This window comes from Rhizobium sp. ERR 1071 (genome assembly GCF_007828675.1).
In the GTDB taxonomy this organism is placed as follows: Bacteria; Pseudomonadota; Alphaproteobacteria; order Rhizobiales; family Rhizobiaceae; genus Rhizobium; species Rhizobium dioscoreae.
The window spans coordinates 192,377-208,934 of the sequence record NZ_VITM01000005.1 but is presented as its reverse complement, the minus strand read 5'-3'; the positions used below and the strand labels follow the sequence as shown (position 1 = coordinate 208,934).

6 protein-coding genes are annotated in these 16,558 nt (G+C 60.0%); 4 read left to right on the top strand and 2 right to left on the bottom strand.

Annotated features, from left to right (window positions below; all coding sequences use genetic code 11):
• Positions 1 to 108 precede the first annotated feature (108 nt).
• Entirely contained in the window at positions 109 to 1,329 is a 1,221-nt protein-coding gene (locus tag FBZ99_RS19220) for a polysaccharide pyruvyl transferase family protein (RefSeq protein WP_145634335.1), read from the bottom strand.
• The gene (locus tag FBZ99_RS19215) at positions 1,326 to 2,750 is read right to left on the bottom strand and encodes a hypothetical protein (protein ID WP_183810074.1); all 1,425 of its coding nucleotides are present in this window, start codon (positions 2,748 to 2,750) and stop codon (positions 1,326 to 1,328) included. The genes FBZ99_RS19220 and FBZ99_RS19215 overlap by 4 nt, the downstream gene beginning before the upstream one ends.
• A 27-nt stretch (positions 2,751 to 2,777) precedes the next feature.
• Here FBZ99_RS19215 and FBZ99_RS19210 point away from each other — a divergent pair, with 27 nt between their 5' ends.
• The 4 genes from FBZ99_RS19210 (at position 2,778) to FBZ99_RS19195 (ending at position 16,517) form a co-directional block, all read left to right on the top strand.
• A complete protein-coding gene (locus tag FBZ99_RS19210) occupies positions 2,778 to 3,743 on the top strand; it encodes a glycoside hydrolase family 16 protein (RefSeq protein WP_246661140.1) in 966 nt (321 codons plus the stop codon).
• Between the two features lie 290 nt (positions 3,744 to 4,033).
• The gene (locus FBZ99_RS19205) at positions 4,034 to 5,947 is read left to right on the top strand and encodes a non-ribosomal peptide synthetase (protein WP_145634333.1); all 1,914 of its coding nucleotides are present in this window, start codon (positions 4,034 to 4,036) and stop codon (positions 5,945 to 5,947) included.
• Positions 5,944 to 14,037 carry a non-ribosomal peptide synthetase/type I polyketide synthase gene (locus FBZ99_RS19200; protein ID WP_145634330.1) on the top strand — a complete coding sequence of 2,698 codons (8,094 nt, stop codon included), beginning with the start codon at positions 5,944 to 5,946 and terminating at the stop codon, positions 14,035 to 14,037. The genes FBZ99_RS19205 and FBZ99_RS19200 overlap by 4 nt, the downstream gene beginning before the upstream one ends.
• Positions 14,034 to 16,517: a condensation domain-containing protein gene (locus FBZ99_RS19195; protein ID WP_145634328.1), complete on the top strand. Its 2,484-nt coding sequence runs from the start codon at positions 14,034 to 14,036 to the stop codon at positions 16,515 to 16,517. Before FBZ99_RS19200 ends, FBZ99_RS19195 begins: the two co-directional genes overlap by 4 nt.
• Positions 16,518 to 16,558: the final 41 nt, after the last annotated feature.

Sequence of the window (16,558 nt, the reverse complement as noted above, 5' to 3'; positions counted from 1 at the left end):
TTACCGCCATAGCGGGACAAAATTCGATGTCTTTATGTATACCTTTTAGTATTTCCGTCCGCGTCACAAATTCTATACTAACGACCTCTTGTATCGTTTTGCGTGCACCTATATCCGCGACATAACGCATTGGTCGCGCTCGACCAGATATCGCCGCATGTTGGAGATTCCGGCGCGGGCTTCCGAAATCGTGTCGCGATGGCGGCGCGCCTCTATGCCTTCCTGCTGCGCCGCCTTCAGGAGCAGGGCGACATGCTTCGGCGGTGGGGATACTCCCTTTATGAAGTAGGTTTCGCGCCCGACCGAGTTGAAGAAACCTTCGACCTTCTTGTCCCAAGCCAAGCCGACATGCGGAATTCCGAGCGCATAGGCGGCAATGCATGCGTGCAATCTATGAGCCAGAACCACATCCAGCGACTGGATGATCTGGATGAGATCGATCGGAAGCCGCGGGCGTCTGGAAACATCCAGGGTGCCGGACGTGGCGATACGCTGCCTGGCGACCGAAGCGCCGATACGCTCCGCAAAAGCTTGATCCTCTTTGGCTCCATTGCAGAACAAGACCACCTGCTGGCCGTCATCCAGGAGAAGCTCGATCAGATCACGATAGGCTTCAACATCGGCGAAGGGGATACCATCGGTCTGAACGGCACCATGCCGATGCAGGACGATGGGATCCGTCACGCATAGACCTATGGTCAAAGGGCCTTTGGACGGAGCGCGCACGCCTTCCTGCCCCGGCGAGGCCTGTATCAGCAGTCCGGGATCACGCACGATCTTCGCATCGGGTCCATCGGGAAAGTGCTCGCGCCAGTTATCCCGCGCGAAGCCGTCGCGTACCGAAAGATGAACAAGGCGCGCTTGCTTCAATCGCGCGAAGAGATGATATGCTGGCTCCGACCAATGGCCGCCCACCCCAACCGCATAGATCGCCAGCGGCCGATCGTACCGTACGACACAATCGAGCACAGCACCGATCTTCAGCGGGAAATTGAGATCATCGTCCTGAAACAGGTTCCCGCCGCCGATCACCACGGCATCGGCATCCGCAACCTTCTCGTCCCATTGTCCGCGAAGCGCGCGCAGCCTGCGCTCCAGTACGGCGCGAACGAGCCGCCGACGGGCGCCCGGGGGCAGTCGATGGAGTAATCCCAGCACGAGCCGTCTGCGGCCGCCATGGCCTGTCGCGAACGCCTGTCGCCCGGCGAGGTCGATCGTCTCCACTTCGATCTCATCCCTGCCGCTCGCCAAGGCGGATTCGACGCATTCCGCAAGCAGCCCGTCCCCGAGGTTTTCGCTGTATTTGACGTTGAAGACGACAACCTTCATTGCATCTCCCCGATGGTGCGCAGCCGCGGAGTGTATTCGCCTCGGATCTGCCGTGCTTCGGCACTCAGCGCGGAAATACTGCCAGCAAGGATATAGAACATCAGTCCGAGGTCATACACAGTACCGGACGTGGCCGCTGAAATGAGAACCGTGATGATCCCGGCCTTAGCAGCGCGCAGAACCGCGGTGGTTTCCCGTGATGATGAATGCGAACCGCGCATGTCGGCCAAGAGCAGCCGAGCGACGAACATCGCAAAGAGTAGCGTGCCGAAGACGCCGATATTGGACAGCAGCACCAGACCGAAGCTCGATGCCCGGGCACTTCCAAGGCCGGCGCCAAAACCGCTCGTGTCCAGAAAGGCCCGGTAAGCCATGGCGTTCCACATGAAGCGCTCCCGTCCCGACTGGCTATCGGCCTTCGAAAACAGCATCTCGTCCAGAAAATCTTGCAGATTATGCGCGAGATCCGGCATGACGATGAGAACGAAGAAGATGACGAGCGGCATGCTCGCCAGAATGGACACGATCAGAACGGGCCGGCCGGCGCCAGGATCGCGACGGGAGGCCAGAAACGACTGGAGGCTGAGGATCGGCAGGATGGCGGCGAGCCCGACAAGTGCGGTCGCCGACGTCGACAGGATCAGCGCGACCAGCAGCAGACCTGAAAAAGTGCCGGTGACCTTCGAGCGGATGCCCCCAAGCCAGAGGCTGGTGACGATGGCAAAGAGCACGAGCGTGAAATCGGCGAAGGCCGAGGCTTCGGGAAAAGTGCCTGAAATGCGCTTCAGGCCGCCCTTTTCGGCATTGGTCAGGAGCGCGTAATTGGCTGTCCGCACGAAACTCAGCAGAAAGTCTGTATGTGTGAAATGGGTCACTATGTCGGCGAGCGCGAAGCCGAGATTGACACCGATAACGACCAGCACGCCGTTGATAAAGGCCGAAGGGGTGCCCTGGCGACGAAAGAAGGCAAAGGTCGTTATGAAGCAGATGAGGCCACCCACCGCGTAGACCGATTGAGTGATATTGTTCGAAGAGAAACGCAGCGGCACCAATGCAATCAGGTTACGTGCCCCAATCGATCGTTCGACCGTCATCGTCTGCGTCATGCCTTGGAACATGCGCGGGAAGAAAATCGCAGAGAAGATTCCGAAGGCCGTCAGAAGCAGCAGAAAGAAACCAGGGCGCCAGGGAGCCAGGGCGCCGAGGAACGGCCCCTCCCCGTAGGCCGCAAACAACCGTGCGGCGAAGAATACCAAAAACAGGCTCGGAACGAGTACCGATGCACCGCCAAGACCGGGTATGCTGAAGGCCGCCGCCGCACCGAATACCGTCGACAAAACCATGATGATGAATGACCATCGCACAGGCGCGGTCAGCGCAACAACTCCTACAATCAGTGTTACGAGCCCCATGGCATTCATGTCTGGCAATCCGGTTGTTCTGCCTCAATGTCGCCGCAAACTACCACGGCGTCATGCAGCTGTATTTCCGCCGCGCCTAAGCCTTTTGGTGGACGTTATGGCCGAAATACGTTCTATACCGCGGAAATTGCACCGTTCATGCTTGCATTCATGGATCAGTTCTCGCGGATATCTAATGTTCGATGCAGGAGCAACCGCCGCGTATTTCTTCGCGCGTCAATTGCGGCTGCGTTAGTTTCGATCATGGATGTAGGAATTGTTCGCGCCGGTGATACGGGCGATACGCTTGATGTCAGCAGCATGACACTTACCTTCGAGGATGCTTTCAACGATCTCAGCATCTCCGCCTGGGGTCCTGGTACCCGCTGGATTTCCCACACACCATGGAATGGCGACTTTGGCGGCGCTCGCTTCTCGGATCCGAGTGGCGACTTCCCCTTCGCAATCCAGGACGGTATGTTGCGCATTACCGCTGCACGCGACAGCAAAGGTCTATGGCGCTCCGGCTTGATTGCCTCTGTCGATGAGCATGGAAATGGCTTTTCTCAGCAATATGGCTACTTCGAGATGCGGGCGCGATTGCCGGATGGCCCCGGTGTCTGGCCGGCCTTCTGGCTTATCGGCGAGGATCGGTCAAAGGCTACCGCCGAGATAGATGTCATCGAATATTACGGCGATAAGCCCGGCGCCTACTCTTCAACGGTGCATGTTTGGCATCGGGATGGGCGGCACGATTCGGCCTTTTCCCGCATCAAGGTGTTCGCCACCGCAAATCCCGCTGATTTGCACACCTATGGCGTGAAGATCGATTCCGATTTCATACGCATGTATTTCGACGGTAATCTCGTCTGGAAAACCAAAATTCCGCCAGAACATCGCCAGCCGCTGTATATGCTCATCGACCTCGGTATCGTCGAAGGCATATCCAAAATGGCTGCGGCCGACCCATCCTTCATGTTTGTCGATTACGTCAGAGCCTATCAGTTCAAATAGCCTCTGCATCGTCCCCCTCTCCGGCAATTCTTCCTGAACCAGGGCGACCACGTGACCTTCCGATGGGCAGGATTGATGCCACGCATAATGCTTTCGGCCGGGTTGCGGCTGCCATGGCGGACCTCTCCGACAAAATGGCTACGCGCCCTTAGGACTTACGACTTTCGGTGGTGCGGACAATCATCCCAATGACCAGCTGGTGCTTTTGCTCCAGCGTGAAATTCTGCGATCGACGACGAAGCATTTCGCAACATGCCGTCATCCATCGCAGGACAACCCGGAGAGCGATAATGATTGACCGCGAGGCACAGGCAGACGCAATTGGCGCAGCAAGTATGCATTACGATCGCAATCTTTGCCTTCATCACATCCTGCGCGAACAGGCCAGGGCCGCACCGGAAGCAACAGCTCTTGTTTCCGGCGATATCCGTATTACCTATCGTGACCTTGATCGCATATCCGATGCGCTGGCGTTGCATTTGATAAAGGTAGGTGTCCACAAGGCCGACATCGTCGGCCTTTTCCTGCCGCGCAGCATCAATGCGATCATTTGTACCCTGGCCATACTGAAAGCCGGCGGCGCCTATCTCCCGCTCGACCCAGCCTTTCCGGTGGAGCATCTCGACTTCGTCATCGCGGAATGCGCTCCCAAGGTCATTTTCGTCGACTCCGCCCATGGCGAGAAGCTGGCCGGCGTGCCGAGCATGAACGGCAAGGTCATCGAAGCGGATGCCATGATCGCGGAAATGGCACATCGGCCCGGCGCGACCATGCCGTCCATTGAGATAACGGGCGGCGATCTCGCCTATATCATGTACACATCCGGCTCAACCGGTCGGCCCAAGGGAACGATGATCAGCCATCGCAGTATTTCGCGGGTCGTTCTCGATCAGAACTATATCGAATTCCACCGCGATGACGTCGTCCTGCACACAGCCACCATCTCCTTCGACGCATCGACATTCGAAATCTGGGGTGCGCTCCTCAACGGCAGCACCTTGGCGGTCATGCCCGATACCGATTTCTCGATTTCACGGCTGTCCGATTTCATGCGGGAGACGGGTGTCACTATCGCCTTCCTGACGACGGGGCTATTCAATCTCTTCGCCGATCACGCCCGCGCGACCCTGCCGAAACTTCGTCATATCCTCTTCGGAGGCGATGTCGGTTCGGCCGTCCACGCTCGCCGTTTCCTGGAGCACTATCCCGGCTGCAGGCTCACCAATGCCTATGGGCCGACCGAGACGACCGTCTTTGCCACCGCTTTTCAGGTTCTGCCAGGCTTTTCGGGCACTGAGCTACCGATCGGTAAGGCAATCGCTCATACCGGAATCGCGATATTAGACGAGGAATTGCGTGTTGTTCCTCCAGGCATTGAAGGCCAATTGGCGATATCGGGGGACGGCCTCGCCATCGGCTATTTCAAGCGACCGGAGCTGACGGAACAGAAATTCGTCACCATCGAAACCAAGGATGGCGTGACGCGCTTCTATCTGACGGGCGACGTGGCCTGCCTGAAGCCGGATGGCACCGTCACCTTCAAGGGCCGCCGCGACCGGCAGATCAAGATCAACGGCAAACGCATTGAACTCGATGAGATCGAGGCAGCACTTCGCCGTGATCCGCGCCTTGCCGACGGGATCGTGCTTTGCCACATGCAGGGCGAGAACCTCAAGCGCATCGTTGCCTATCTGTGCCCGAAGGAAAGCCATGTGGGCGTGGGCGCCGATCTGGCGCAGGGCGTCATGGCGACACTGCGCGCGGCTCTTCCCGCCTATATGATCCCGAATGCCACGGTCATCGTTGACGCCTTGCCGCTGACGCCGGCCGGTAAAGTCGATCGTTCGAAATTGCTGCCGCCTCCGGTTGAAACCCAGACAAAGCCCGCCGATGTCAGGAGCCGGACGGAGGAACTGCTGACGACGCTATGGCAAGACGCATTGGCGCTCGAAAGCGTCGATCTCTATCGGAACTTCTTCGATCTCGGTGGCACGTCCCTTCAGCTGATGGAAATTCATGCCGGTCTCGAAGAGACGCTCGGTCACGCGATCGATGTCGTTGCGTTGCTGCGTCATCCGACCATTCGCGAACTCGCACTTCACCTGGATGGCCGCGCATCCGGCCCAACCCGTCTTGCCGCCGCGGCGCAGCGTGCCGCGCTGCAGAAAAAGGCGATCTCTCATATCCGCAGGAGCTCCTTATGAAAGGGAATCACCAGGACAATGGCAATCAGCGTGATTTCGAAGACAATGAGGATCTGAGCGAGCAAATTTCCGGGCATATCGCCATTATCGGCATGTCCGGCCGCTTTCCCGGAGCCCCCTCGGTGCAGGCGCTCTGGCAGCTTGTACTCGAAGGAAAGAACGCCTTTTCGCTTTTTTCGCCGGATGAGATTGAAGACGCTTTTACCGATGAAGAACGGGCACAGCGGAATTATGTCGCCGCAAGGCCCCATCTCGACGGTGCCGATATGTTCGACGCCGAGTTCTTCGGCATGTTTCCGCGCGAAGCCGCCGTTACAGATCCGCAGCACCGGATCTTCCTCGAAATATGCTGGGAAGCCCTCGAGGACGGTGGCTACGATCCACAGCGCTATGACGGCCTGATCGGGGTTTTCGCCGGCTCTTCGATGCCGACCTACCTGATCAACAATGTTCTGCGCGATCGCGCCAAGGCGGAAGAATTCACGTCGAACTACCAGATCGGCTGCTTCCATGAGCTTGTTGGCGCGCTCAATGACACGCTGGCGACCCGTATCGCCTATAAATTCAACCTGCGCGGTCCGGCTTTCACCGTGCAATCCGCCTGCTCAACCTCGCTCCTCGCGGTTTCCCAGGCATGCCAGAACCTGCTGACCTATAGCTGCGACATGGCTCTGGCCGGCGGCATCTCCGTTACCATTCCGCAAAAGCGAGGCTACATCTACCAGGAAGGCGGCATGGCCTCACCCGACGGAACCTGTCGGCCGTTCGATGCCAACGCCGCCGGAACGGTTTTTGCCAGCGGGGCGGGCGTCGTCCTCCTGAAGCGGTATGAGGACGCGCTCAAGGACGGCGATCACATCTATGCGGTCATTCGCGGTTATGGCATCAACAATGACGGCAGCGACAAGGTCGGCTTCACGGCACCGAGTGTGGAAGGCCAGGCCGAAGCGATTGCCACGGCTCTCGCAAATGCGGCCGTCGATCCCTCGACCATCGGCTATATCGAATGCCATGGCACGGCGACGCCGCTTGGCGACCCCATCGAATTCAACGGATTGACGCGCGCCTTCGCGCAGGATGCGTCGCAGCCAGCCCGCTGCGCGCTCGGATCGGTCAAGGGCACCATCGGTCATACCGACGCGGCGGCCGGCGTGACAGGCCTCATCAAGACGGCCTTGGCCCTGCGCAGCGGGAAAATCCCGCCGATGCCCAATTATCAGCGGCCCAATCCCCGCATCGATCTTGAGAAAAGTCGTTTCTACATTCCAGTAACGGCAACCGAGTGGCCCCGGGGACAGGCGCCACGAAGGGCGGGTGTCAGCGCTTTCGGCGTAGGCGGAACAAACGTTCACGTCGTTTTGGAGGAGCCGCCCTACCCGCCGGCTCAGTCGAAAGAGGTAGAGGGCCACTACATTCTCCCCCTTTCGGCTCGCAGCAAGCCGGCGCTTGCCGAGATGCGCACCAATCTGAGTGATCATCTCGCCGAAAACCCGAAACTTTCAATGGCGCAACTGGCCCACACACTTCAAGCCGGACGACGCGAGTTCGGCCACCGGCTGGCCGTTGCCGCCGAAAATATCGAGGAAGCGATCCTCAAGCTGACGACGGAGAGCTATCAGCCGCTCACCGCCGCCGATCAGCCGTCCGTCGCCTTCATGTTCCCAGGCCAGGGCGCGCAATATGTCGGCATGGGTGCCGGGCTTTACCGCTCGGAGCCGGAGTTTGCGCGCTGGATCGACCGCGGTTCCGAGCTTTTGAAGATGACGCTCGGGCTCGATCTGCGCGACTACATCTGCCACACCGGCCCGGCGACGCAGGCCATCACCGATGAGCAGCGCGAAACCCGCATCGCGCAGCCCTGCCTCTATCTCGTCGAATATGCGCTTGCCCGATTGTGGCTCAGCCGCGGCGTCAAGCCGTATGCCATGATCGGTCACAGCGTTGGCGAGTTTGTTGCCGCTACGCTCGCCAACGTCATTTCGTTCGAGGATGGCCTCCGTCTTGTGGCCAATCGCGGCCGGTTGATGCAGCATCAGCCGCAAGGCGCGATGGTATCCGTTCGTGCCGATGCCGCAACGACGGCCTCCTACCTGCGCGGCGCGGTGGAGATCGCCGCGATCAACGCCCCGAAACTTTGCGTCATCTCCGGTCCGTTTGCCGATATCGAAATGGTTTGCGCGGCACTTTCGGAAGCTGAGATCGCCTTCAGCCGGCTGCACACATCGCACGCCTTCCATTCCGCCATGATGAACGATGCGGCTCTGGCGCTACGCCAGGAGACCGAGAAGGTCACCTACGGTACGGCCACCATACCCTTCATCTCCGGGGTGACGGGCGATTGGCAGACGGCTGAATTGGCGACCTCGCCGGATTACTGGGCCATGCATTGCCGCGACGCCGTTCGCTTCGCCGATGGGCTTGCGACGCTCTGCCGCGACCGCAAGCCGGTTCTTCTCGAAGTGGGGCCAGGACGCACACTGTCGGTCTTTGCCGCCCAGACGCTCGCACGCGACAGTCTTGCCGCAGTCGTACAAAGCCTGCCCGAACATGACCGGGCCTCGGCCGCCGCGGCAACGCTTGCAGAGGCTCATGGAAAGCTTTGGATGGCCGGCTGCCGCCTCAACTGGCCGGCTCTTCCATCGGTGTCACGGCAGCGGCTGTCCCTGCCAACCTATCCCTTCCAGCGGCAGCGCCACTGGATCGATGCTCCGTCATCCGCCCGTCGCGCATCGACCCAGCGCCCGAATGCCGAAGCAGACACTCGGCCAGCCGCCGAGCCCTTTGTCTCTGACGTCAACCTTACCGGGGAGAATCGAGCAATGAATGTTGCAGCACCCATTCCCACCTCCAACCGTCTGCCGCAATTGGAAGCGGCTCTTCTGACCTTGCTCAGCGACATGTCGGGCGAAACGCTCGGGCCGGACGAGCGAGCAGCAACCTTCCTGGAGCTCGGCTTCGATTCCCTCTTCGTCGGCCAGTTCGCGCAGCGCATCGAGAAAGACTTCAAGGTCAAGATCTCCTTCCGGGAACTGCTGAGCGATATTCCCTCCGTTGCCGATCTGGCTGTTTATCTCGATCGTCAAATGCCACCGGATGCAGTGAAGACGGCTGAACCATTGGCCGCGGCCCCCATCGCTGCTGCGGCGGCGCCTCCCATGCCGGTTTCGACGCCGATGCCGATCATTGCGCCTGCTCCACAGGTCGCATCGATCCCGGCTGGAGCATCGGATCTCGCCACGGTGCTGCAATCGCAGATCCAGATGGCGCAAAGCCTGTTTTCCCAGCAATTGCTGATGCTGCAGGCCATGCAGGGCGGAGCTCCGGCTGCCGCAGTACCAAGTGTGCTGCCCGCAGCACCCATCGTGCCGGCGCCGCAAGCTGCAGCGAGCCAGCCCTCCTCCCCGTCGGCTCTGGTGGCTCCCGCAGCACCTGCCGAAGGCGATTTCGGCACCGAGCGCATCAAGCTTTATCGTCCGAACGCCAAAAGCGTGACATCGGAGATTTCCGCCGCCAAGCAGGGTTTCATCACTGATCTCACCAGGGCCTATGAAACCAAGAATGCCAAGTCCAAGGCCTTCACGCAGGAGCATCGCGGATATCTGGCCGACCCCAGGTCCGCATCGGGCTTCCGCGCCGATTGGAAGGAGATGGTGTTCCCAATCGTCTGCGACCACTCCAAGGGAGCCTATATCTGGGATATCGACGGCAACCAGTATGTCGACCTGGTCAATGGCTTCGGACAGACGGCCTTCGGCCACGCACCGGATTTCGTGATCGACGCCGTCAAGGCTCAAGCCGATCGCGGATTTGCGATCGGTCCGCAGACGCCTCTTGCCGGCGATGTCGCAAGGATGATCGCCGATGTAACCGGCCACGAGCGGGTAACCTTCTGCAATACCGGCTCGGAAGCGGTCATGGCCGCGATGCGGATTGCGCGCGCCGTCACCGGCCGCGATCGGGTCGTCGTCTTTGCCAACGATTATCACGGCCAGTTCGACGAGGTTCTGGTCAAGGGCCGCAATCGCGCCGACAAGCCGATTGCCCTGCCGGTCGCCTCCGGCATTCCGTTGGCCTCCGTGTCGAACATGACGGTCCTGCGTTATGGCGCGCCGGAGAGCCTCGATTTCATCCGCGCCAATGCAACCGATATAGCGGCTGTCATCATCGAACCGATTCAGAGCCGCCATCCGGAACTGCAGCCGCGCGAATTCGTCCGGGAATTGCGTGATGTCGCCACTCAATTCGAATTCGCCCTCGTCTTCGACGAGGTCGTCACCGGCTTCCGCGTCGATCCCGGCGGGATGCAGGCGATCTGGGGCATCAAGGGCGACATGGCGACCTATGGCAAGGTCGTGGGCGGCGGTATGCCGATCGGCGTGCTGGTCGGCAGCCCGCGTTTCATGGACGCCCTCGACGGCGGCCATTGGACCTACGGTGATAATTCCGTTCCCATGACGGCACCGACATTCTTTGCCGGAACCTTCGTCCGTCATCCGCTGGTGCTTGCCGCCGCCGAGGCCGTGTTGCATCATATCAAGGGAGAAGGCTCCGCCCTCTACGACCGTGTCGCAGAGCGAACGGAGGCACTCGTAGCCGAGATCAAGGCCGATCTCGCCAGGCGCGGCATCGCGGATGTCGTTCATGGCTACAAAAGCTGGTTTGCCACCGACTTCTCCAGTCAGGATCCGCTCGGCGCGCTGTTTTATGCGCAGATGCGACTGAATGGCGTCCATATACAGGACGGTTACCCCTGCTTCCTGACGACAGCCCACAGCGAGGACGACTTCCGCTCCATCGCGAAAGCCTTCCGCGACAGCCTCGACGCCATGCAGGCCGTCGGTATATTCACCGCGATCAGGGAGCCAACCCTATCGCCAATGCCGGTACAGGCATCCGAGGCAAGGCCGCAATCCGCGCCGCTGACGGAAGCGCAGACGGAAATATGGCTTGCGGCCCAGGCGGGCGACGAAGCCTCCTGCTCGTTCAACGAGTCCTTCTCGCTGGCGTTGGAGGGGACCCTGGACGAGACAGCCTTCCGGCGGGCGTTCGATACGGTCATTGCCCGTCACGACGCCTTCCATATTCGCTTCGATCGCGGCGGCGAGTATTTCCGCTTCATTCCGGATTTCAAGCTCGACCTGCCGCTCCTTGAAGACATCGATGACCAAGGCCTTGCCATTCTCATCGACGATGATGCCCGTACGCCCTTTGACCTGATCAACGGCCCTCTTGTCCGCGCCAGCATCATCAGGTTGGCCCCCGAAAAGCATGTGCTGGTCTTTACGGCTCATCACATTATCTGCGACGGCTGGTCTATAAACACTTTCATCGAAGAGCTGGCGACGGCCTATAAAGCCTATAGCGTCGGAAATGTTCCGGAATTCCAACCGGCACTTTCCTTCGCCGCCTATTCGATCGACCTTTCGCCCAGGCCGGAGAAATCGCAGGCGACCGAGCAATTCTGGCTCGATCAGTTCAAGACGGTTCCCGATCTTCCCGATCTGCCGCTGGATCGCCCGCGGCCGGAATATCGCAGCTTTGCCGGCGGCAGCTGCACCGGCTATATCGATGCCGACGTCTACAAGGCGCTGAAGAAGAAGGGGGCAAAGTCGGGCGCCACGCTATTTTCGACGCTGCTGGCGACCCTCCAGGTGATGGTATCACGACTGTCGGGCCAGGACGATATCGTCATCGCCATTCCGTCGGCCGGTCAAAGCCTGCTTGACGGCCAGATCCTCGTCGGCCATTGCGTCAATCTGCTGCCGTTGCGTCAGGCTGTATCGCTCACAGAGCCGTTTGCGGCGCATCTGAAGGCAACGCAGCAGCTCGTCTTTCAGGCTTTTGAACATCAGGATTACACCTACGGCACGCTGGTGCGCAAACTCGATACCAAGCGTGATCCACGCCGCCTGCCGCTCACCGAGATCCAGTTCAACCTCGAGCGCATGGCCGGCGGATCGTCCTTTGGTGATCTAACGCCGAGCATCGAGCCGAATGCAAAGGCCTTCTCCAACTTCGACCTGTTCTTCAACATGATCGAGGCGAGCGACCACATCCGCATCGATGTCGACTATAACGCCGATGTCTTCGACCGCGCGACCGTGGAACGATGGATCGGCCATTTCTCGACGCTGGCGGCAGCCTTGGCCAAGGACATGGATCACAAGATCGGCGAGCTGCCTCTGCTTTCCGCGGGCGAGAAGTCCTGGCTGATCGACGATCTCAACCGGACGGCAATGCCTTACGATCATGATCAATTCGTCTTCTCGCTCTTCTCCGCGCGTGCGGCCGAACATCCGGATGCCGTTGCGGCTCAACATGACGGCCAGTCGATCACTTACGGTGAGCTGGAAACTCGATCGAACCAGCTGGCTCTCTACCTCCAGATGGCGCTTCCCGAACCCGGCCAGCGGATTGCTATATTGGTCGAGCGTTCGCTGAACATGATCGTCGCCCTCCTCGCCGTCATGAAAGCGGGGCATACCTACGTGCCGATGGATCCGGCGCATCCGGAACCACGCTTGCGGCAGACGCTGGAAATCGCCCGCATCCGCGGCCTGATCTGCGACAGCGACGACATGGCTCGGCTGGCGTCGACGGATATCCCTGTTATCCGGCTCGATCAGGATGCCAAGGCGATCAACTCGATGACGGGCCTCCCCCTGAAGACCCTGCCCGTCGATACCACAGCATCGGCCTACATCATCTTCACATCCGGTTCCACCGGCACGCCGAAGGGCGTGGAGGTCTCGCATCGGTCCCTGACGAACTTCCTGCTCTCCATGGCGAAGGAACCTGGCTTCGGTGCGGATGACACGCTTGTCGCAGTCACGACCATCTCGTTCGACATAGCCGGTCTGGAACTTTACCTGCCGCTGATATCGGGCGGAAAGGTCGTCATCGCCAGCCGGAGCCAGGTCCAGGACGGCTTCGAACTGGTCAAGCTCATCGACGAACACGATGCCACGGTGCTGCAGGCAACGCCTACGCTTTGGCAGATGCTGGTGGAAGCGGGCCTGAAGGACCGGCCGGCGCTGAAAATGCTTTGCGGCGGCGAACCCCTACCCAAGGAACTGGCGCGATCCCTACTTCAAATCGGTGGCGAGCTCTGGAACATGTACGGCCCGACGGAAACGACGATCTGGTCGTCGCTGCAGCGCATCACGGATGCGGATCAGCCAATCACGATCGGTCATCCGATCGCCAATACCCAGCTCTTCATCCTCGACCAGAGCGAGAATATCGCGCCGGTCGGTGTCATTGGCGAGCTGCACATCGGAGGCGACGGGCTTGCCGAAGGCTACTTCGATCGTCTCGATCTCACCGAGAAGGCTTTCGTTCCGCATTGCTTTGCCATCGGCAGGCCGATGCGGCTTTATAAGACCGGTGATGTCGGACGACGGCTTGCCGATGGGTCGCTGCAGCTACTCGGGCGGCGTGACCAGCAGATCAAGCTGCGCGGCTTCCGCATCGAGCTTGGCGACATCGAAGCCGTCATCTCCAAGGTGGAAGGCGTGCGCCAATGTGCGACCGTCGTCGCCGAAAACGCCAGGGGCGATCGTTCCTTGGTCTGCTACATCGTGCCGACCGCGGAGGGCGGCGAAGCACTTGCGGCCGATATCGCGGCGCATGCCAAAGCCAATCTGCCGGCGCATATGGTGCCGAGCTTCTGGGTGATGGAGAGCGAGCTGCCGCAGACCGGCAACGGGAAGCTCGACCGCAAGACCTTGCAGCAGCGCGGCGTGCCGCAGCGTGTTGTCGCGCCAACCAAGGTCCAGCCGAAAACCGAGATGGAACAACGGCTGCTGGCGATCTGGCAGGATGTGCTCAACCTCGGCGACATCGGCATTGACGACAATCTCTACGCGCTGGGTGCCGATTCACTTGCCATATTCCGTATCGCCGCCCGCATGCGCGACAACGGGCTGTCGCTCGAGGCAAAACATCTATTGCGTCATCCGACGATCGCCGCGCTGGCAGCCTTTGCCGACGCCCAGGGAGGGGATCCATCCGATGCCGTGCATCTCCACATTCCATCACTGCGAGATTTTCGTAACGGCGCGCGCCGCGGCCTGGGGGCATCTCTATGAGTACAGTCGATAACAGCCCAAGCGGTTCGCTTGCCGAACCGCAGATCATCGGTGAATTTCCTTGTACGCAGACACAGCTTCGCTGCTGGATTCTCGATCAGCTCAATCCCGGCAACCCCGCGCTCAATGTCGCGGTTCGATGGGAGATCCGGGGGGTATTCAGGGTCTCGACCCTTGAAGCAGCCTTTCGAAAGATCATTCAGCGTCACGAGATCCTTCGAACGCGCTTCATCGAGAGGAATGGCAGGCCCTTCCAGCAGGCCGTCAGCGACGTCAACTTCAAGATGTCGGTGATCGATCTGCGCGGCATGCCGCCCGAGCAGCGCCAGGCGCGGATCCTGTCGATCGGCGAGGAGACGGCGCAGGCGCCATTCGATCTCAGCGCGCCGGGCCTGTTCCGCGTCACACTGCTGATGGCGGAAAACGAGCGCGGCTTCCTGCTGATCACGGCCCATCAGAGCTGCTTCGACGGCTGGTCGATCCGTGTCCTCGGGCGAGAGGTCGGCGAAATAGCCGCCGCAATCGATGCGGGGCGTGCACCGGTCCTGCCCGAGCTGCCCTTGCAATATGGCGACTATGCCCTCTGGCAGCAGGAATATCTGCAGAGCTACGGCTTCGAGACGGAAAAAACCTTCTGGCGCGAAACTCTGCTCGGCGCCCCTTATTTCGAGGTCATTTCCGACCGGCCTCGCGGTCAGGTTAAAACCAATCGCGGTGATATTCTCTCCATTGTCCAGCCACTCGCCTTCACCGATCGCATGGATGCGGCCGCGCGCGCTCATTGCGTCTCGCAATATAGTTTCGGCGCTGCCGTCCTCAGTGCGGCCCTTCATCGGTTGACCGAGGCTCCGACCGTGCTCTTCGGCTCGCAGATCGCCGGCCGTGAACATAGCGATCTGGAGGATATGATCGGCGTCTTCATCAACAATCTGGTGCTGCGTTTCGATTTCGGCTCCGATGTCAGCTTCGCCGAACATATTCGTTCCGTCAGCGCGACGATCGAAGGGGCGCTGAACCATCAGCGCATGCCGTTCAACAAACTCGTGGAACTGGTCAATCCGGTGCGCGATCCTGCGCGCAACCCGCTGATCTCGGTCAACTTCAATCTGCAGAAAGCCTTTCTTGAGGATCGTCGCTACGGCGGCTTCGAGCTGATCAGCTCGCCCTCGCAATCCCCCGGCGTCATCTACGACCTAAGCTTCATCATGATCGGACGGCCGACAGGCTGGCGTATGTCGATCGAATACAATGCCGACCTTTTCGAAGCCAGCACCATCGAAAGCCTCCTGCAACTATGGAGGAACGCTTATGAAATTGCTCTCGATCGCCCTGAGGCGCCGCTTTCTTCGCTCATTGCGCCGGACCGGCACGTGGCAGCTGCCGCCGAGACTGCGCCGATGGATGGCGCCGTCACAGGCAAATCGCCGCCGAATACGCGAATGGAAGCGCTTGCTGAAATCTGGAAGGAAGTCCTACAGGTTCCGCAAATACGCCCGGATGATGATTTTTTCGCGCTCGGTGGCCATTCGCTTCTCGCGCTCCGGCTTCTATCGGAAACACGCGCAAGATTTGATGCAAGCCCGACATTGCAGCTTCTATTCAAACAGCCGACGTTTGCGGGCTTTGCAGCTGCGGTCTTCAACAGCGAGGAGATCGAGAAACCGCGGGAAAAAGCAGTAAACCCGTGGGAGTTGATTACCTGCAAACATGGGGTGGGGACCGGGGCGGTCTATACCCTCAACCATCCATTCCTGTACTACCGTCTTGCCAATGAATTGCCGGACGAGATTTCGGTATACAACGTCAACATGTTCCACGCGGATCTGACGGGCGGCCTGGACGGTCTCAGCATCGAGGATATCGCCAGCCATGCGATCGATGCCATGCGGATCGACAAGGCCGCGGACCGCATTGCCATCGTTGGGCTCTGCGTCAATGGCGTCCTCGCGATGGAAATCAGCCGGCAATTGCGCGAGAGAGGCATAGATGTCGGCATCACGGCCATTATCGATGCCTGGGCTCCAGGCTATTTCGCCTCCCTGCCGAAGCGGGAGCAAGCGCGATGGCATCGGGAGCGGCGGCGCAAACGTCTTGCCTATTTCACCCGGAAACTGCTGTCCCGCCGTATCCGGCTGATCGACTATCTCAAGGAGTTCGAAGTCTCACTGGCGCTACTGAGGATCCTCGGCGTCAAGGCCGGTCAATACTCTCCGGAAGAAGAGGCGAACGAGGCTGTTACCAAATTGCTGGTGACGGCGGCTCGCCGCTATAAGCCGCCGCGGACAAGGGACGAAAGCGTCGTCCTGCTTCGAAGCAGTGCGACCCATCCTCGGGCGCGCAAAATGCGGTTTGGATGGGGTGAGGCGGTCGGAGAGGACTGCATGGTGGTCGATATCGACGGCTGGCATGAGGATTCGCTGACCAGCAACGGCATCCGCGACCTGGCGTCGACGCTCTCGGGAAAACTCACCGATGGCTAGAGCAATTCCACGAAAAGCGCATAGCGGCTTTCAGTCCGGAA

Coding starts and splice junctions, on each gene's coding strand:
- FBZ99_RS19220 (WP_145634335.1), bottom strand. CDS start 1,329: ATGAAGGTTGTCGTCTTCAACGTCAAATACAGCGAAAACCTCGGGGAC.
- FBZ99_RS19200 (WP_145634330.1), top strand. CDS start 5,944: ATGAAAGGGAATCACCAGGACAATGGCAATCAGCGTGATTTCGAAGAC.
- FBZ99_RS19205 (WP_145634333.1), top strand. CDS start 4,034: ATGATTGACCGCGAGGCACAGGCAGACGCAATTGGCGCAGCAAGTATG.
- FBZ99_RS19195 (WP_145634328.1), top strand. CDS start 14,034: ATGAGTACAGTCGATAACAGCCCAAGCGGTTCGCTTGCCGAACCGCAG.
- FBZ99_RS19215 (WP_183810074.1), bottom strand. CDS start 2,750: ATGAATGCCATGGGGCTCGTAACACTGATTGTAGGAGTTGTTGCGCTG.
- FBZ99_RS19210 (WP_246661140.1), top strand. CDS start 2,778: ATGTCGCCGCAAACTACCACGGCGTCATGCAGCTGTATTTCCGCCGCG.